The sequence below is a fragment of the Oerskovia jenensis genome, from assembly GCF_016907235.1.
Classification (GTDB): domain Bacteria; phylum Actinomycetota; class Actinomycetes; order Actinomycetales; family Cellulomonadaceae; genus Oerskovia; species Oerskovia jenensis.
Genome location: NZ_JAFBBO010000001.1, coordinates 3,389,066 through 3,406,709, shown reverse-complemented (window position 1 = coordinate 3,406,709; position 17,644 = coordinate 3,389,066). Strand labels below are relative to the sequence as shown.

Here is a 17,644-nt window from a genome sequence, read left to right as displayed (position 1 = left end):
GTACGCCCGTACCAGGCTCGGACAGGTCACCGTTGCGGCGCGCCGTCCTGGTCCGTCTACCGTGCTCCGCGATCCGGACCTTTCCGTCCGACGACGGCAGCACGGACACTTCTTGGCCGAACCTTTGCGACAATAGGCGCATGAGTGGCCCGGTTCAGCCCTATCCCCTGCATGGAAGCATCGAACCCGAGGACGCGAAGGAGATCCTCCGAAAAGCCATCCGCACCGCCCGATCCGCCCGCACCGAGCGCCGCCGCGACGAAGCGGCCCTGGCCATCGCCGACGTGATCGAGACCATTCCCGACGTCCTGTCCGCACGCTGCGTCGCGACGTACGCGGCGCGTCCCACCGAGCCCGGCACCACGGCCATGCTCGAGCGGCTCTCCGCACGCGGCGTGCGCGTGCTCCTGCCGGTCCTCGGCGCGGGGCTCCAGCGCGACTGGGCCGAGTTCGACGGCGCGCACGACCTCCAGGTCCGCGCCCCGGGCCGGCCCCCCGAGCCGAGCGGTCCCACGCTCGGCGCGGCTGCGCTCGCCGACGCGGACGTCGTCATCGCGCCCGCGCTCGCAGTCGACTCGAACGGCGTCCGCCTCGGGCAGGGCGGCGGCTGGTACGACCGCGCGCTCGAGCACGTGCGCCCCGGTACCAAGGTGATCGCGGTCGTCTTCCCCGAGGAGGTCTACGACGCGACCGACCGCCCGCTGCCCCTCGAGAAGCACGACCGCACGGTGGACGCGGTCGCGACGCCGCTCGGCTGGCGCTGGCTCGGTCAGGACTGACCGGCTCCCCCACCCCTCGGACACGCACGAAGGGCCCGCCCGGGCAGTCGCCGGGCGGGCCCTTCGTCGCTCTCCCCGGCCACCGCCGAGGGTGGGCCGGGCGGGCGGGTGCGTGGCGCCGTCGGGCAGGGGGTGCCCGACGGCGCCGCTCGCCTCAGGGGACGAGCGTCAGCGTGTCCTTGGTCGCGGCGCGCACGGCGTCGGCCGTGAACGGCCAGGCGTACGTCTCGCCCGCGGCCCAGGTGCCGAGCTGGTCCTCGTAGTGCTTCGACGCCGGGTGCCCCGAGGCGCCCGTGACGGTGACCCAGGTCGAGGCGTCGAGGTCGTCGAGGTCGACGACCATGCGCATCGAGGGCCCCGAGGTGACCTCGAAGCTGCCCGAGGCCGCGTCCCACGACGTCGCGTTGACGATCGACGAGCCGCCCGGCATGGCCACCGTGCGCGGGTTCACGTAGGCACGCACGAACCCCGGGACGGCGTCGTCGTCGAGGACCAGGTGACCGAGGGAGAGCGTGTGCAGCTTGCCCCACTCCCAGTCGCTGGTCTTCTTCGACAGCTCGGTCGTCAGGTCGAGGCGGGCCGAGGTGATCGCCCGGTTGAGGACCTCGTCACGGGTCTCGACGACGCTCACGGTCTGCCGGTCGTCCCAGAACGCGTTGGTCTCGTCCGCGAGCATGTTCTGCACGACGGCCAGCCAGCGGCTGCCGCCCGCGGGGCGGATGCTCTCCGGCAGGTCGTCCCAGAACGTGATCTCGAGAAGGTTGCGCCACACCGCGGCGAAGTACGCGGCCGCGGCCGAGTCCTTGTCCATGTGCTGGTCCCAGTCGGCCAGGAGGTCCTGCCCCTCGGCGGCGAAGGCGTTGCGCACCCCCTTGCTGTTCTCGATGTCCTGCTCGAGCAGCAGGGGCACGAGAGCCGCGGCGTACGGGCTCCAGTCGTCGTTCTGGATCTCGTTCATGGTCCGGGCGTCGACCTTGCGGCCCGAGTCGATCTCCTGCTCGAGGAGGGTGCGGATGCGCTGGGAGCGGTAGCCGTAGTCCCAGTCCGTGGTGAGGAACGGCGTGGTCCCGGCCGGGAGGACGGCCTGGTTCGCGGCCACGATGAACCCCTCCTCGGGGTCGACCACTCCGGGCATCTGCGCGGCGGGCACGTACCCGGTCCAGTCGTAGCGTTCGTCCCAGCCCGGCCGCGGCCACGTGCCGTCGGAGGGCACGGGGCCCTCGACGCTGGCCCGTACCGGGATCCGGCCCGGCGCCTGGTAGCCGATGTGCCCGTCCGTGGTCGCGAAGACGATGTTCTGCGCCGGGACCTCGAAGAGGGCCGCAGCGGCCTTCATGTCCTGCGCGTCCGCCGCGAGGTTGAACGCGAAGACCGCGTCCGCGGTGCGCCCGGGCTCGAGCGCGGTCCACCGGAGCGAGACCTCGTAGTCGCCGAGGGGCGTGCCCTCGGTCGGGGAGGCCGCGACCTTGTCCATGGGGAGCACGGTCGAGACGATCGGGCCGTGGACCGTCGAGCTGACCGTGAGCTCGACGTCCTCGCCGCCGTTGACCTTGATGGTCTCGGTGCGGGTCTCGAGGGGCTCCCAGTCGTCGCCCCGGAGGTACGTGTCGTCCCGCACGCGCTCGATGAAGAAGTCCGTGACGTCCGCTCCCATGTTCGTCAGGCCCCAGGCCAGGTCGGCGTTGTGACCGATGATCACGCCGGGGAAGCCCGCGAACGAGAACCCCGAGACGTCGAAGCCGCACGCGGGGCCGACCTCGTTGCAGTGGAGGCCGACCTGGGCCCAGACGCCGGGGGCCTGGAGGGACAGGTGCGGGTCGTTGGCCAGCAGCGGCTTGCCGCTCGTCGTGTGCTCCCCCGAGACGACCCAGGAGTTGGACCCCGTGCCCTCGCCGCGCCCCACGAGCACGGGCACCGCGGCGAGCGCGGCGTCGGCCGACTCGACGGCCGACTGGAGCTCGCTGCCTGCGAGGGTGGGTGCGTACGCGGTCTGCTCCGCGCCCTCGACCTGGACCGGTTCGCTCGTGGTGGGCACCTCGGACGGGTCGAGGATCGGGAGGTTCGCCTGGGCGGGGTACGCGGGGAAGAGCGCACCCACGCGAGCCACGTCCTGCGCGACCTTGGCGGGGTCCTGGGCGCCGCTGGGGGCGCCCGCGAAGCCGCCGTAGGCGATGGCGCGCTCGAGCTCGTCGTCGTAGTTGCCGCGCAGGTCCCAGGCCATGGCCTTGAGCCACGCGAGCGAGTCGATCGGGTCCCAGGGCTCGGGGTCCGGCATCGAGACGCTCATGCCGAGCACCGTGTACTCGAGCGCGATCTCGCTCGGGTCGCGGTCCTCGATGTACGCGTTGACGCCGTCGGCGTACGCCTGGAGGTAGCTCTTGGTCTCGGGGGCCAGGATCTTCCACTCCTCCTCGGCGACCAGGCGCCAGCCGAAGGTGCGGGTGACCTTGTCCGCGTCGATCGCGACCTGGCTGTCGCCGACGAGCTCGGCCAGCCGTCCCGCGGTCACGTGGCGGCGGTAGTCCATCTCGAAGAAGCGGTCCTGCGCCTGGACGTACCCCTGGGCGCGGAAGAGGTCCTCGGACGTGTCGGCGTAGATCTGCGGCACGCCCTGCGCGTCACGGAGCACGCTGACCTCCGCGTCGAGGCCCGTCAGGGTCAGGGTCCCGTCGGTCTGCGGGAGCGGCCGGCGGACGGTGACGACCGCGAACACCGAGACCGCGACCAGCAGCAGGACCACGAGGCCGGCGACGGCGATGATGCCCCGACGGGCACGAGAACCTCCCCGTCGGGCAGCAGGGACGGGCGGCGGGGGGTCGCCGTGAACTCCGGCGGGGACATCAGCAGACACGGTGCGAGACTACCCCGGGCGGGCCAGGCGTATGATTAGCACTCAGAAGCTCCGAGTGCCAGTCCGGCCGTGTCCTGCCGTCGACCCGACGCGCGTGCCGGACGCCACGGACCGGGCTCGCGCCCGGACCGTGACCACCACACTCCCCCGCGACCTCTTGAGGAGAGACCGTGCCCACCTACGCGTACACGTGCACTGCCTGCGGCCACGCCTTCGACATCCACCAGGCGTTCACCGACGACGCTCTCACGGTGTGCCCCGAGTGCGGCGGCCGCCTGCGCAAGGTCTTCTCGTCGGTCGGCGTGACCTTCAAGGGCTCGGGCTTCTACCGCACGGACTCGCGTTCCTCGAAGTCGTCGAGCACGGGCTCGACCACGCCCGCGACGCCCGCCAAGTCGTCCGACTCGTCGAGCGGCTCGTCGAGCGGATCCTCGGCCGGCTCGTCGTCGAGCGGCGGTTCGTCCTCCACGGGGACCTCATCCTCCTCGACGCCGTCCGCGAGCTGACCTCCCTCCGAGCCGTGCACAGGTAGTGGGCGGCACCGCCTGTCCACAGGTCGCCGCGCTGCGTCCCCGGTCGCCCGGTCGGGGCGCCTAGCGTCGGCGCATGGCTCCTCCTGCATCGACCGCCCCGCACGTGCCGGGTCGCCGTGCGTCCACGGCCCGACGGCGGCTGCGCGCCCTCGTCTGGCGCTCGCGCCTCGTAGCCCTCGCCCTGGGCTGCGGGCTGGTCGCCGCCGTCGTGGTCGAGCGGCTGAGCCCGCCCCCGCCGGACACCCGCCCCGTGGTCGTGTCGGCACGCGACGTCGACGCGGGCACGGTGCTCGACGAGAAGGACGTCAGGGTCGTCCACGTCGCCGCCCCCCTCGCCCCGGACACCGCGCTGACCCGGGTGAGCGACGCCGTCGGGCGGACCACCTCCGTCGCGCTGCCGCCCGGCCAGGCGCTCACCCCCTCGCTCGTGGCCGCGGGCGACCTCGCGGCCACCGCCCCTGCCGGGACCGTCGTGGCACCCGTGCGACTGTCCGACCCCGACGTGGCCGCGCTGCTGCACCCCGGCGACCGGGTGGACCTGCTCGCCAGCACGGGGAGCACCGGGAGCACGGGCGACCCGGCGAACGGGGCCGGGGCTCATCTCGCGCGGCGCGCCCTCGTGCTGGCCGGCGCCCCGCCCTCGCCCTCGGAAGGTGGACTGCTCGGCGGTACGGGACCGGAAGGTGGCGTCACGCTCGTCGCCGTGCTGCCCGAGGAGGCTGCGGCGCTCGCCGGGGTCGGGGAGTGGGGAGGGCTGTCCGTGGTCCTGGTGCCGTGACGCTCGGGCACGCGTGGCGGGTGCACGCGTGGGTGGGCGCCCGCGCACATGGAAGGATCGCCCCGGACCGGTGCTGAACCCGGCACCGCCGAGACCTCGGCGGACCGGTCCTCCCCCGCTGAAAGGACTCCCCCGGATGAAGAACGTCATCAACGGCTTCAAGGACTTCGTGCTCCGCGGCAACGCGATCGACCTCGCGGTCGGTGTCGTGATCGGTGCTGCGTTCTCCCAGCTCGTCACGGCGATCGTCGACTTCCTCATCAACCCGCTCATCGGGGCGATCTTCGGCAAGCCCGACATCTCCAGCCTCTGGGACATCACCCTCCGGGGCGCCCACGACGGCGTCCCCGCCTCGGTCCTCTCCGTGGGGGGCATCCTCAATGCTCTGCTGCAGTTCCTGATCGTCGCCGCAGCCCTCTACTTCGTCATCGTGCTGCCCATGAACCACCTGGCGGCCCGCCGCAAGAAGGGTGAGGAGGCCGCCCCCGCGGCCCCGGCCGAGGACGTCCTGGTCCTCCAGGAGATCCGCGACCTGCTCGCGGCGCAGAGCGCGCCCGGTGCCGGTCCCGCGGGCCCTGCGACAGGCACCGGCCCGTTCGGAGGCCCCACCGACGGTCTCAGCGGCCGCTGACCTCTCACTCGCCTTCCGACGAACGCCCCGCCTCCTCCGGCGGGGCGTTCGTCATTCGCAGTGCCGTACACCGCGAGCCGCAGCAAGGGGTCCATCCCCGCGCCGGAGCAACGCACGAGCAACGCCGGCACGATGCACGAGCGCGACGGCGGCCGATCGCACCGGGACCCGCGAGCCAGATGGCGTCGCGAGGCTTCCGGGGGCCCTGCGGAACGGGAGTCGAGCGTGGCAGACCGGGGACGGGCCTCTCACCTCAGGCTGTCAGTGGCCCGCGGCGAGGAGGCCCGCCAGTCCCCTTGTTGCTCAGGACCAGTGCGGCGGGACGTCGCGCAGGAGCTCGGCGTCGTGGCTGTCGGTCGACGCCCCCGGACGGACGTCTCCCCAGACCGCCGCGTCGTCGTCGGACCCCAGGCCCGCGACGCCCGCCTGCTCGGTCCCCGGGCGCACGACACGACGCGAACGACGCCTGGGGGCGGTGGGCTCGCCGGCCGCCGGCGCGGCGGGCGGGGCGGGCGTGGTCCGCTCCGCCCGGATCGGGTCCACGGGCGCGGAGTCGTCGGAGCGGGGGGCCGGGTCGGCGGGGGTCACGTCCCCATTCTCTCAGCGCTCTCCCGGCGCCCCGGCCGGCTCTCTGCCGCGGACGCGGCGAGCGGGCCCCCACCCCGTCTCGGGCAAGGGCTTCGCCCGTCAGTCCGTCCCGAACTCGTCGTCCGCGACCGTCGGCACGACGACGATGCGGTCGCGACCACCCGTCTGCGCGATCCCACCGAGCTCGGGCAGCCGTGCGTCGCGGACCGCCTGGACGACGCGGCGGATGCGCTCGGCCTCCTTCGCGGGGTCGAGGAAGGCCGCAGCGGACCACACCTGCGCGACGACCCAGCCGGTGCGCTCGAGGCGCTCGGCGAGCTGACGGTCGCGCACGCGCACGCTGCGCTCGGAGACGTAGGCGTCGTCGTCGGTCAGGACCGCGACGAGGAGCTCGCCCGGGATGTCGGGGTGACCGACGACCAGGGGGATCCGGTCGCCACCTGCGACGCCGTAGTCGGTCTCGACCACGAGCCCCGCGCGCCACAGGCGCTCGGCGAGGTCGATCACGAGCCGGTCGGGGTTGCCGCCCACGTCCACGCCGTTGCCGAGCGTGACCTGGTCGGCACGGCCGCTGCGCTGCTCGGCGAGGTCGAGGACCTCCGCGAGGAGCTTGGCTCCGTGCCCGCGCAGGCGCTCGGGGTCGAGGTCGGACGCGGTGAAGCACGTGACGACGTGCAGGCGTCGGCGCGTCGAGCCCAGGGTGTCGAGGAGCATCGCGTCGCCACCCGGGGCGTTCAGGACACCGAAGCGGTGCAGCACGCGACCGTGCGGGGTCCGGCCGTAGCCGATCGACAGGACGATCGCGTCCCGGCTGAGCCCGGCGACTCCCGAGACCTCGGCGACCACGACGGGTTCGGCGCGAGCGCCCGAGAAGAACACGGCCAGGGCCGGGTTCTGGCGGACCTCGCCCAGCAGCGCGTCGCGGATGCGGTCGGCATGCACCGAGCTCACGGTGACGATCGCGAGCGATTCCTCGGGTCGTGTCATGGCGTGCTCGATCGCGATCTCCACGACGCGGTCGACCTCGGCCTGCGTGCTCTCGACGGCACCGGAGGCGGGGTCGGGCATGCCTGCGCCGTCGACCAGGTCGAGGTGGACGAGCGGCTCCGCGCGGGGCAGCGGGCTGGGGCGCAGCACGCCCTCGTAGCCGTGCGCGGCGAGGAAGGCCGTGAGGTAGGGGTCGCGCCGCGTGCCGCCCGCGGACAGGGCGACGGTCGGCAGGATCGCCGCGAGCTCGCCCACGGTCGAGCCCGAGGCCGCCCGCGGGTCTCCGAACACGACGACCTGACGCCCTCGAGCCAGCGACGACAGGACCAGCTCGACCGGGATGTGCTGGGCCGCGTCGAGGATCACGAGGTCGACGGTGCGCGTGGGGGTGAACAGGTGCGGCACCAGGGTCGGGGACGCGACGACGCACGGCCGCAGGCGCCGCAGCACCTCGGGGTAGCGCTCGTGGGCGTCGCGCAGGCTCGTCATCCGTCCCTCGAGGAGCTCGGTGAACAGCGCCTCGGCCTCGGTGCGGTGGTCACGCATCGCGGCCCCGAGGTGCTCACGCACCGCGAGCCGGACGGGGGCCGAGAGTGCCGCGACGTGCGTGCGGTCGAGGTCGCGGAACCGGCGGGCCAGGGCTTCGAGACCCGCGCCGTCCTGGCCGGCGAGCGCCGGGTCCTGCGCGAGGATCTGCTCGAAGACCGAGCTCCACCAGGCGAGGTCGAGCTCGGCTCCCACCAGCTCGGGCTCGACGCGGCGCGCCGAGAGGTCGTCGAGCAGGTCGCCGAGGCCCTCGTCACGCAGGGTTCGCAGCGCCGACGTGCGCGCGGGCAGGTTCTCGAGGGCCTCCTGGTCCTCGCCGAGGCTCGCGAGCCGGGCGGCCAGCTCCGCGATGGGCAGGTCGAGCAGGTCGGACCCGACAGGGGTCGTGGCGAGCACGGGGTCGAGGTACTCGAGGTCGATCCGGACGGCCTCGTAGGTGTCCTCGATCGCGGCGAGCCCCTCGGGGAGGGTCGGCCACCCGCCGCGCGGGCACTGCGCCTGCCAGACGGCGCGCTGCGCCTGGACCTGGATGAGCGCGGCGTGCAGGTCGGGGACCCGGACACCGGGGCGGAGCATGTCCTTGGCCTGCCGGCGCAGGCGCCGACGGAGGGCCCAGCCCATGTCGATGCCGTTCTCGGCGCGCCACTCGCGCGTGCCGGTCGCCTCGACGAGATCGGTCGCGGTGCGCTCGAAGATCATGGGCTGGAACGCGTCGAGCGTGCCCCGCATCCCGCCGAGCATGCGGAGCTGGTCGCCCCACTGGCGGACGGTCGTGGCGGGCGTGAGCCCCGTCGTCGTCGCGACCGACGCCACCTGCTCACGGAGCTGCGGCAGGGTCTGCCCCGACAACCGCTCGACGCGGAGCAGGGCGTCCTGCGCGTTCTCGGCGCTCGTGATGTCGGCACCGAACCAGGGCGTCGACGTCGAGCGGAGCGTGAAGGCCCCGACCTCGGCCGCGCGCACCAGGCGGGTCGAGAGCTCGACCCTGCGCTCGGCGCCGATGCGGATCGTGACCTCGGGTCCCAGGCGGACGGTCGTGCCGGGCGCCGGGCGCTGCGCGGTGAGCCGGGCGAGGGCCTGGAGCGCGGCGTAGGCGGACACGCCCCAGGGTTCGCGCACGAGGTGCAAGGACTCGATGTAGCCCGAGAGCTGGGCGCGCGCGCCGAGGAGCCCGTCACGGACCCGCGCGACGGCGTCGCTGTCCACCGTCTCCGCCTCGGCGGCCATGGCCCCCAGCAGACGGTGGGAGGCCGTGGTCCGCCACGTGGGTTCGGGGGCGATGTCGAGCAGCAGCCCGTCGAGACCCAGCGCGGTCAGGCGGTTCGCGAGCGTCTCCGCGGAGCGGCGGTGACCGGGGACGTAGAGGATGCTCCGGCCGCTCGCCGCGGCCTCGGCGACGACGGCGGCGATGGTGCCTGCGGTGTCGGCCCCGGGGGGTGCGTCGACGAACAGGTGGCTGCCGGTGGCGAGGGCGTCGATGACGTGGCGCTGCGCGGGATCGAGGTCTCCCACGCCCCGCTCCTGGGTGGGGTCGGCATCGCCTGCTCGCGGGGCGGGGAGATCGCGCGCGAGCGCGGCAGCGGCCTCCTCGGACCCGGCGAGGGCCGCGACGACCTCGTGCCGTTCGAGGCCCGCCGCGAGCTCGTCGAGGTCGTCGACGAGGACCTGGCCCGGGTGGACGAACGTCCCGACGAGGACCCGCTGCGCGAGCTCGAAGTCGCCCAGGACGGCCTTGCCCACGGCCGTGATGCGGGCCAGGGCGTCCGAGGGGTCGAAGCCCGCCGGGGTGAACGCGCTGCGCGCGAGCGTCACGGGGTCGATCAGCCCGCCGTGGGCGCGCAGCGTGCGGGCCAGGACGGGGTTGATCTCGACGGTCGGCTCGAGCGTGAGGTCGTAGTCGGTCTCGCTGTCGCCGCGCGGGGTGAGCGTCAGGGGGCGCAGCAGGACGGGGGCGCGCACGGTGCGCGGGAGCACCGGCTCGCCGTCGGTGCCCTCGGCGCCGTCACGCGCGGGCCCTTCCCCCTGCCCGACGGCGCCGCCCGCCGGGGAGGTGGCGGTCCCGGTCTGCGTCGGGTCGGTCGGGTCCGTGGGGCCCGCGGGCAGGCCCGTGGCGCCGTCGATGGTCCTGCTGTACGTGGTTCCCGCGACGTGCGCGAGGGCGGCCACGTCGTCGGTCGGGAGACGGGAGGGTTCGCCCTCGGTCCAGGTCGTGACGCCGATCGCGAGATAGGTCGGTGCGACGCCGTACCGCTGGGCGTGCTCCTGCGAGCGGACGACGACCGCGCGTGCGCGGCGTCGTGCGGCAGGGAGCGACGCGCCCTCGCGGAAGAGGTTGGACAGTCGTGTCGGGCGCCCGGCGAAGAGCTGCGCCACCCCCGAGGGGTGGGCCGCGGTGAGGTCGACGACCGCGTCGCCGAGCAGACCGATGTCGGCGAGCGACGACCCGCCTGCGAGCTCGACGAGCGAGGCACGCCACGAACTGACGGCGTCCTCGACGAGCTCGGCCGTGGTCGGCGCCTCGACGAGGGTGGGCCTGCCGAGCGACGCCGAGTCCTCGGAGGCCGGAGCGGCACCTCGGACGGCACGCTCGTGCGTCTCCTGGTCGGTGAGCAGCCGGGCGGGATCGGCCACGGTCTCGCGGGCAGATGGGTGGCGGGCGGCAGCATTCACTCTCGCACGCTAACCGCCGGGTCGGTCGGATCGGGGACCGGCACGCCGTGAGCGGCGACTTCTGGTCGATCACGGGGACGACGACCAGGGTGCGGGGGGCTTTCGAGGGGGTCCGGCTCCTGCAGCCTCACGCGCACCGTTGCGCCGTGGGGAGGGCCGAGAGTTTGAGGACGGTGCGCACCGCGCAGGGGGCAGGCGATACGCACCGTCAGAGATGATTCTGCAAGGTCTGCGCGCATTCGTCAAATGTGGCCGCGAGTTCGGCCCCACCGACGTGGACAAGCGTCCAGTTCGATGTGGTCGATTGTTCGTGGACGACCGGTCGGCACGTCACCCCCGTCCTCCCGCACGGCACCCCGGACGCAGCACGGCCACGCCCCGGACGAGGCGTGGCCGCGAGGTGAGCGGCGCCGTCGGGCAGGGAAGATCCCCCCTGCCCACCGGGCGCGGACGCTCAGCCGAAGATCTTGGACCCGTGCTTGAGCAGGACGCCCGCGATCATCAGGACGACCCACGTCGCGGTCAGGAACACGTCCGCGTCCGCCCGGACGAACGCCAGCGCACGCTCCTGCGCCTTCGCCGGCAGGTACAGGTTGCCCTCGATGATGTTCCAGTGCAGCAGCGTCATGAAGACGAGCGTCGTCGAGAGCGTGACCAGCAGGCACCACGGGCACAGCGCACCGATCACGAACATCGACTGGTAGAAGAGCCAGTAGGCGAAGATCAGCCCCAGGGCGTACACGACCTGCGCCGAGAACATGAACCAGCGCGGGAACCGCACCCCACCAAGGCTCGCGACCGCGATCGTGATGACCACGGGTTCGGCGATCAGCCCCAGGAACGCGTTGGGGAAGCCGAACAACGACGACTGCCACGCGACGCCGACGGCCCCGCAGGACAGGACCTCGTTGACGTTGCACGAGAGCTCCGCAGCGGGGTTCGCCGCGAGCAGGACCGCGTCGTAGGACAGGACGAACGAGGCCGTCAGGCTGATCAGCGCCGAGACCAGCATGGTGCCGAACACCCACTGCCTGCTGTGCCGGAACCCCTTGATGCTCGACGGCTCGAAGATCTGGTCGTCGTGCGGAACGTCGCTCATGCGTGGTGCCCTTCCGGCGATGGCCCCCGGCCATCCCCGGAAGCCCCTTCAGCCTAGAGGGGGCCATGAGGCTGGACCCGCCGGTGGGGCGTCTCGCGGACGGGTCGCGATCAGCAGATGGACGAGGGGTTGTCGAATGCCGGGAGGGGACGGGTGGTGCGTGCGCTCGGGGCATTGCTACGGGACACGGAAAAGACCTCGTCGTGACGTGCGCGAAATGCGCCGTGCGTCTTCTCGGGAAATTCAGCCCGGTCGTTCACGGGGTCGCGTCGCCCGCACCCCGGGAGCAATTCCGCACAGACGTCGCGGGTATTCCGATGCCGCCTCACCCGCCCCCCCTTCTCGTGCCGTGCAGGTCCGCCCCGCGAGGCGCCGGTCGCCTCGCCAGGTCTCTCACCACCCGCTCGGGGCGCCGGGGGCGCGGCGACCAGCGTCCGCACCCCAGGCAGAGGGCGCTCAGGGAATCGCGGACAAAGGTCTGGTCGACGAAACATCACCCGGGGCCGATCCCCCGTCGACCGCCCGAGCACAGGGCCAGACCTCCGAGAATTCAGTACGGTTTTCAACTACTTATGCGCCGGGTGCGGCGCTCGTCGTGGAGTCGGCATTCTCGGGCCTTGCCCAAGCCCGCGACGGGCCTTTCACCCCTGCCTCGCGCGCCTTTCGACCGTCGTGCGGAAACCACTGCACCCCGCGCCAGGACCGACCGGCCCGGCGCGCACCACCGCGCGCACCGGTGTAGACCGGGACCAGGGGGCGTCGCGCCCACCGGCAGCGAAGGAGCCACCATGCCGATCGGGTATCTGGTCCCCGTCCTGCTCGTCGCGTGCTGCACGACCGCTTCGCTGAGCCCGGCCCGGCGGCCTCCGCGCCTGGGACGGCTCAGCTTCCGGATGAGCGTCCTCGTCAACGAGCAACCGTTCGCCCTGCTGCTCGTCCTGGGGGCCGTGACCGCCTGGGCGCTCGCCGAAGGAGACCTGGGGTCGACGGGTGGACGCGTCGGGCTCGCCCTGGCCGTCCTGACGGCGTTCGGCCTGCTCGTCGTCGCCCGGCGCGGCCTGCTGGCGGTGCCCGCGCTCGACCGCGCCCTGGTCGACGGTCTCCGCACACGGCCAGGGCGCGTCACCACCCGCGGACTGCCCTGGACGCGGATCCTCCTGGCCCCGTTCGCGGTGCGACGACGCGACGTCGAACGCCTGGCCGACCTGCTGTACGGCGCGGACGAGCACGGCGGGGGCGGCGGGGGCGGCGAGGTCGGCGGGGGCGGTAGCGAGGAAGTGGGCAACCGTGACTCACGCGGCCGCGAGCACCGGCTCGACGTCTACCGCCCCCGGTCCCGCCCGGCCGACGGCCCCACGCTCGTCTACTTCCACGGCGGCGGGTACGTGAGCGGGCGCAAGGAGCTCGAGGCCCGCGCGATGCTCTCGCACCTCGCGAGCCAGGGGTGGGTGTGCGTGAGCGCGAACTACGGCCTGCGCCCGACGACGAACTTCCCCGGCCACCTGGTCGACGCCAAGAGGGTGCTGGCCTGGGTCCAGGCCCGCGGTGCTGCGTACGGGGCCGACCCGCACCGCGTCCTCGTCGCGGGCAGCTCGGCGGGCGCGCACCTCGCGTCGCTCGCGGCCCTGACGCCCGGCGACCCGCGGTTCCAGCCCGGCTTCGAGGACTCCGACACGTCCGTCGCCGGGGTGGTGTGCCTCTACGGCTACTTCGGCGAGTACTACGGGAGCGGCCGCGACCGGGGCGTCGAGTCGGCGCCCGGGGACTACCTGCGCTCCGACGCTCCGCCGTTCCTCGTCGTGCACGGCGACCAGGACACCCTGGTCGCCGTCGAAGGTGCACGGCGGTTCGTCGCGGACCTTCGCGAGGTCTCGGCCGGCCCGGTCGTGTACGCCGAGCTCCCCGGCGCGCAGCACGGGTTCGACCTGTTCCACTCGGTGCGGTTCGACGCGGTCGTCACGGCGGTCGAGGAGTTCGCGGGGCGTGTGGTGGCGACGCGGGACCGGGCGCCGGAGGCGTCTGTCGAGCGGCGCGAGGAGAGTTGACGCGGGCGATCCCGATCGGATGGCGTGGGGCATGGTGGCGCGCCCGGCCAGATGTGGCCAGTCGCATGGGTCTCATCGGCAGTATGCTCCAGGCGCGCTCCTGGTCCAGCGGGCTTCATCCGATCCGATCAGCCGGCCGCGGACCGTGGGGACCGTCGCTCGGCCGTTGCCGTGACGGGATGGCAGGGTGGCCCTGTTCATGGGCAGCTGCGCTCGCGCGAGCAAGCTAGCGCTATTACCAGGTTAGCCGTAGTCTGTCCAACAAGTCAGTACCCATGAGATGGGTCGAGATTTGTTGGAGGCCCGGTGGGTATCGATGTAGGCGAGCTCCTTCGCGAGTTCGGTCTCCGCATCGACGAGGGAGGGCGCGGGGCCAGGTGGTTCCTGCGCGGACCGGGCGGGCACAAGCTCGTCGTCGAACCGACACCGCCGATGACCCACCTCAACGCGCACGTGGTGCGCAAGCTCCCAGACGAGGACAGGTCCCGCCTGCTGGTCGCAGAGACAGCGACCGACAGTGTCGTCCATGAGGCCTTGGCAGGCCGGCTGGACATCCTCATCGCTCACCCGCCCCGACTGATCCACTCCGGGCACGACTTTGCGCTCACCAGCGACCCAGCCCCGACGCCACCGGCCCGTCCTCGCCCTGCCCGCACCGCCTGGACACGGTGGACGATCGAGCGCTACCTCTTGCTGGCGACCGAGCCCTCCCGTCAGCAGCTCATCGCGCACACTGTCGGGACCACCCAGCAGTCCGTCTCCAATGCGGTGCGGCACCTGGCCGGGTTCGTCAACGAGACTCGAGAGGGATTCGCGGCGACGAACCGGGCAGAGCTCCTGCAGCACTGGTACAGGGACTACGCCGGTCCCGGTGGGGTCGAGCTGGGCTGGTACAGCCTTGACCCCGTCGTACGCCAGGTCACGACCGCCCGTGAGGCTGCGGACCTGCTGCAGGTGCCGGCCCTGGTCAGCGGTGACGTCGCCGCCGACCTGATGGCTCCCTGGAAGCTCCCGGCACGTGGCCGGATGTACCTCGCTGGCCCTGTCGACCTTGAGAACGACGGCTTCGTGCCTGCACCGCTCCAGGAGGCGACGCTCGTGACGTGCGTCCCGGCAGACCCGAGCCTGTGGCGGCTCACACACCTGTGCACGACCGCCCCGGAACCACCGTCGATGCCGCTGGCCGACCCCGCGATCGTGTACTGGGACCTCAAGAGAAGCGGCGAGCTCGACAGCGACGAAGCGGCCGAGCACCTGGCCTCCCTGATACTGAAGAGGCCGCTGTGAGCACCCCTGGAACGAACCCGACCACTGTGAGCGAAGCCTCGCTGCCCATCCAGGTCCACTCCATGAGCAAGGCTGACGACCTGAGCTTCCTCGGCCAGAAGGCCGTCGCCGACGCGTTGCCCGATGACGGCGACTACCGCATCGTCGGGGGCACGATGGTCCGCCTCCTTGGCCTCGCGTACCCCACTCCTCAGGCACGGGCGCGAGCGACCGTCGACGCCGACACGGCCGTCGACGACATCAAGATCGTCTGGACGCTGGCTGAGCGCCTCAAGGCCGACGACTTCACCCAAGAGGGCGGCAACCTCTTCGTCAAACCACTCGAACCAGAGCGACGGATCGAGGTGAACCTGCTGCTCTCCCGCCGCGGCACAACCCCCGGCATGCGGCAGCAAGAGGTTCCCGGTGTGGGGCAGGTGGACACTCTTCCCGAGCTCGTCTTCGCGTTGGCCCAGCCAGCACTCAAGCTCGCCATGACGGTCACACTGACCACCACCGACGTCATCGAGTACACCACGCGCATCCCCGGCCTGGAGTCCGCCACGGTCTTGAAGGCGCACGCCTGGAAGAACCGCCTGGCCTCCAGGGATCTGGTGGACCTGAACTCGCTGCTGGAGATCCGCGAGGCTCACCCCCACCTGCCGTGGCGACTGAGCACCGCACCCCTCAAGGCGACACGACGCGAAGCCGCCCGGATCCTGCACACGCTGCGCACCAACAACTTGTCCCGGCCGAGCGGGCGAGGGCCCAGCACCCTGCCCGAGGGGATCGACCGGCTTCGCATGGCAGCACTCATCAACCGCCACATCGCCGGCGTGTAGCCACCGGCCACGGACAGGAGCGGGTCTCAGCCCTTGCGGGACGATGTGGCGGAGTAACACTCGACCGAGCGCAGGTCCTCGTTGGCGTCGTCGATCGCAGGGTCCTCGGGTTCCATGCGGTTGCGGATCTCGAAGAGCGCAGGACAGTCGGCCCCCTCCTGGAGAGCCGCAGTGAACGTCGCATAGGAGACGACCCTGTCGTGGGCTTCCGGGTCGCTTTCGCCCGAGCAGGCAACCGTCAAGAACACCCCGGACAGCAGGACCGCGTACACAGCCACACGTCTCATGCTCACGAGGATAGAGGGCCGAAGAGCTCACCGGCACCGCCCAGCCCGGCCGGTTTCTGTCCAACAAGTCAGTACCCATGACGTGGGTCCAGATTCGTTGGAGGCCAACTGGGGATACATGCTGACGAGCGCACGTTCGAGCTGCGGAACTGAGCTCTTGCGCCGGAGAGTGCACCCGTGCACCCGTCCGGCGACCTGCCGGTGGTCGTCCGCGTGTTGTGAGGCACCGAAGAGGAGAAGCCTCAAGAATCTGCGCCTGTGACCTACGGTTGTACTCGGTGCGCCTGGCCAGATTCGAACTGGCGACACCCGCTTTAGGAGAGCGGTGCTCTATCCCCTGAGCTACAGGCGCGTGGGCGCGAACACGTTGTCGGGCCCGGTGGGACGCCCGACAGCCTAGCGTCCCGCCCCCGCAGTGTCCCAACCGCGCCCACGCCCGCGGCGCGCCCGTCCGGCGGCCCGGTCGTCCGGCGGCCCGGTCGTCCGACGGCCCGGTCGTCCGGCGGCCCGATCATCCGACGGCCCAGGTCCCGCCCCGCGCCGGGACGCGGGCCGGCCGCCCTACCCGCCCGCGCGCTCCACGAGCCCGATCGCGTACTCGGGCCAGAACTGGCCGGCGGCCGGGTCGCCGCGGTCGCACTCGCCGTCGGACTCCCCGGGGACCTTGACCCAGAGGTACGCGTCGAGGGCGCTGCCGTCGTCGACCGCGCCGGGCTTCTCTCCGATCGCGCGCCCGGCGGGGTTGCACCAGTCGAGCGGGCCGTCGCCGAGGGGCCCGAGCCCGTTGCGCGACGTGTCGATGACGTAGTGCGTGCTGAGGAGCGCGGCGAGCCGGTCGGCGTACGCGCGCTCGTCGGCCGTGGTGCGGACGTTGGACACGTTGGTCGCGAAGCCGCGCGCGTCGCCGATCCCGGCCTGCGTCAGCCGGTCGGCCATGGTCGGGGCGTCGACCCACGCCGAGTTCCCGGCGTCGAGGTAGACGCTCGCGCCCGCGTCCGCGAGCGCTGCGGTGGCCTGCCGCAGGAGCCCGGCGCGGTCGCCCTGCTCGGGGCACGCGCCGAGGTCGGGCAGGGCGTCGGGTTCGAGCACGACGGCGGTGCGGGTGCCGCGCAGCCCGTCGGCGACGGCCTGGACGAAGGCCGGGTACTCCTCGGGGGTCAGGCCGCCCGCGGAGAAGGACCCGCAGTCGCGGGCGGGGATCGCGTAGAGCGTGACGATGCCGGTGCGTCCGGCCTCGTTGGCGGCGTTCGCGTAGTCGCGCACGAGCGCCTCGGCCTCCGCCGGTGCGAACCAGTCGCCGATCCACAGGGACGCGCCCGCCTCGCTGATGACGTCGAGCGCCGCGGCAGCGTCGGGGTCGCTCGTCCGGAGCGCTGCGGCGGCGTGCACGGACTGCATGTCCGGGTGGGCGTAGGGCGCGCCCTCGAGGAAGGGGTTCGCGTCGGCGCCCACGGGCTGTGCGGGGGCCGGGGGCGCCTCGGCCGTGGTGGTGTCGCGCGGTGGCTCGGCGGCCCCGGGCTCCCCGGGAGAGCACGCCCCCAGCCCGACGGCGAGGATCGCCGCCCCCAGCGTGGTCGCGGTCAGGTATCGGTCGGCTCGCGCGCGCATGTCTCCCCTGTCGTGGTGCGGGCGGCCGGGCCGGGTGGGGGCGGGCCGCCTCGTGCCGACGGCGCCCGGTGGCGCGGCGTCGGCGGCTCGCACGCTACGCCGTCGGGGGTGACGCCGCGCCGTCGTCCCACGGT

Annotated in this window: 13 protein-coding genes and 1 tRNA gene; 7 read left to right on the top strand and 7 right to left on the bottom strand. The window is 72.8% G+C overall.

Going from position 1 to position 17,644, the window contains the following annotated elements; all coding sequences use genetic code 11:
• Positions 1–140 precede the first annotated feature (140 nt).
• Entirely contained in the window at positions 141–779 is a 639-nt protein-coding gene (locus tag JOD49_RS15275; RefSeq protein WP_205307919.1) for a 5-formyltetrahydrofolate cyclo-ligase, read from the top strand.
• Between the two features lie 154 nt (positions 780–933).
• On the opposite strand, the gene JOD49_RS15270 is transcribed toward JOD49_RS15275, so the two are convergent.
• Positions 934–3,630 (bottom strand): penicillin acylase family protein, encoded by a 2,697-nt coding sequence (locus JOD49_RS15270; RefSeq protein WP_205307918.1) that lies wholly within the window; start codon positions 3,628–3,630, stop codon positions 934–936.
• Positions 3,631–3,800: 170 nt separating this feature from the next.
• On the opposite strand from JOD49_RS15270, the gene JOD49_RS15265 reads away from it, so the two are divergent.
• The 3 genes from JOD49_RS15265 (at position 3,801) to mscL (ending at position 5,572) form a co-directional block, all read left to right on the top strand.
• Positions 3,801–4,136, top strand: a complete 336-nt coding sequence (locus JOD49_RS15265; protein ID WP_205307917.1) for an FmdB family zinc ribbon protein — start codon at positions 3,801–3,803, stop codon at positions 4,134–4,136.
• A 100-nt stretch (positions 4,137–4,236) separates the two neighbouring features.
• Positions 4,237–4,941, top strand: a complete 705-nt coding sequence (cpaB, locus tag JOD49_RS15260) for a Flp pilus assembly protein CpaB (protein ID WP_205307916.1) — start codon at positions 4,237–4,239, stop codon at positions 4,939–4,941.
• A 136-nt stretch (positions 4,942–5,077) separates the two neighbouring features.
• The gene (gene mscL, locus JOD49_RS15255) at positions 5,078–5,572 is read left to right on the top strand and encodes a large conductance mechanosensitive channel protein MscL (RefSeq protein ID WP_205307915.1); all 495 of its coding nucleotides are present in this window, start codon (positions 5,078–5,080) and stop codon (positions 5,570–5,572) included.
• A 303-nt stretch (positions 5,573–5,875) separates the two neighbouring features.
• Here the strand turns inward: mscL and JOD49_RS15250 are convergent, their stop codons facing one another.
• The 3 genes from JOD49_RS15250 to JOD49_RS15240 form a co-directional block, all read right to left on the bottom strand.
• Positions 5,876–6,160 carry a hypothetical protein gene (locus JOD49_RS15250; RefSeq protein WP_205307914.1) on the bottom strand — a complete coding sequence of 95 codons (285 nt, stop codon included), beginning with the start codon at positions 6,158–6,160 and terminating at the stop codon, positions 5,876–5,878.
• 99 nt (positions 6,161–6,259) lie between these two features.
• On the bottom strand, positions 6,260–10,363 hold the full coding sequence (locus JOD49_RS15245) for a PDDEXK-like endonuclease domain-containing protein (RefSeq protein ID WP_307822577.1): 4,104 nt from the start codon (positions 10,361–10,363) through the stop codon (positions 6,260–6,262).
• 454 nt (positions 10,364–10,817) lie between these two features.
• The gene (locus JOD49_RS15240; RefSeq protein WP_205307913.1) at positions 10,818–11,462 is read right to left on the bottom strand and encodes a vitamin K epoxide reductase family protein; all 645 of its coding nucleotides are present in this window, start codon (positions 11,460–11,462) and stop codon (positions 10,818–10,820) included.
• Between the two features lie 788 nt (positions 11,463–12,250).
• Between JOD49_RS15240 and JOD49_RS15235 the strand changes: the two genes are divergently transcribed.
• From JOD49_RS15235 to JOD49_RS15225, 3 genes are all read left to right on the top strand, one after another.
• Positions 12,251–13,507 (top strand): alpha/beta hydrolase, encoded by a 1,257-nt coding sequence (locus JOD49_RS15235; RefSeq protein ID WP_205307912.1) that lies wholly within the window; start codon positions 12,251–12,253, stop codon positions 13,505–13,507.
• Between the two features lie 306 nt (positions 13,508–13,813).
• Positions 13,814–14,794 carry a hypothetical protein gene (locus JOD49_RS15230; protein ID WP_205307911.1) on the top strand — a complete coding sequence of 327 codons (981 nt, stop codon included), beginning with the start codon at positions 13,814–13,816 and terminating at the stop codon, positions 14,792–14,794.
• A 62-nt stretch (positions 14,795–14,856) separates the two neighbouring features.
• A complete protein-coding gene (locus JOD49_RS15225; protein WP_205307910.1) occupies positions 14,857–15,615 on the top strand; it encodes a hypothetical protein in 759 nt (252 codons plus the stop codon).
• Between the two features lie 26 nt (positions 15,616–15,641).
• On the opposite strand, the gene JOD49_RS15220 is transcribed toward JOD49_RS15225, so the two are convergent.
• The 3 genes from JOD49_RS15220 to JOD49_RS15210 form a co-directional block, all read right to left on the bottom strand.
• Complete coding sequence (locus JOD49_RS15220; RefSeq protein WP_205307909.1) at positions 15,642–15,902, bottom strand: hypothetical protein; 261 nt, start codon at positions 15,900–15,902, stop codon at positions 15,642–15,644.
• A 279-nt stretch (positions 15,903–16,181) separates the two neighbouring features.
• Positions 16,182–16,254: transfer RNA gene (locus JOD49_RS15215), tRNA-Arg, on the bottom strand.
• A gap of 209 nt (positions 16,255–16,463) precedes the next feature.
• Positions 16,464–17,510 carry a glycoside hydrolase family 6 protein gene (locus JOD49_RS15210; RefSeq protein WP_205307908.1) on the bottom strand — a complete coding sequence of 349 codons (1,047 nt, stop codon included), beginning with the start codon at positions 17,508–17,510 and terminating at the stop codon, positions 16,464–16,466.
• Positions 17,511–17,644: the final 134 nt, after the last annotated feature.

Coding starts and splice junctions, on each gene's coding strand:
- JOD49_RS15275 (WP_205307919.1), top strand. CDS start 141: ATGAGTGGCCCGGTTCAGCCCTATCCCCTGCATGGAAGCATCGAACCC.
- cpaB (WP_205307916.1), top strand. CDS start 4,237: ATGGCTCCTCCTGCATCGACCGCCCCGCACGTGCCGGGTCGCCGTGCG.
- mscL (WP_205307915.1), top strand. CDS start 5,078: ATGAAGAACGTCATCAACGGCTTCAAGGACTTCGTGCTCCGCGGCAAC.
- JOD49_RS15240 (WP_205307913.1), bottom strand. CDS start 11,462: ATGAGCGACGTTCCGCACGACGACCAGATCTTCGAGCCGTCGAGCATC.
- JOD49_RS15235 (WP_205307912.1), top strand. CDS start 12,251: ATGCCGATCGGGTATCTGGTCCCCGTCCTGCTCGTCGCGTGCTGCACG.
- JOD49_RS15225 (WP_205307910.1), top strand. CDS start 14,857: ATGAGCAAGGCTGACGACCTGAGCTTCCTCGGCCAGAAGGCCGTCGCC.
- JOD49_RS15220 (WP_205307909.1), bottom strand. CDS start 15,902: ATGAGACGTGTGGCTGTGTACGCGGTCCTGCTGTCCGGGGTGTTCTTG.
- JOD49_RS15210 (WP_205307908.1), bottom strand. CDS start 17,510: ATGCGCGCGCGAGCCGACCGATACCTGACCGCGACCACGCTGGGGGCG.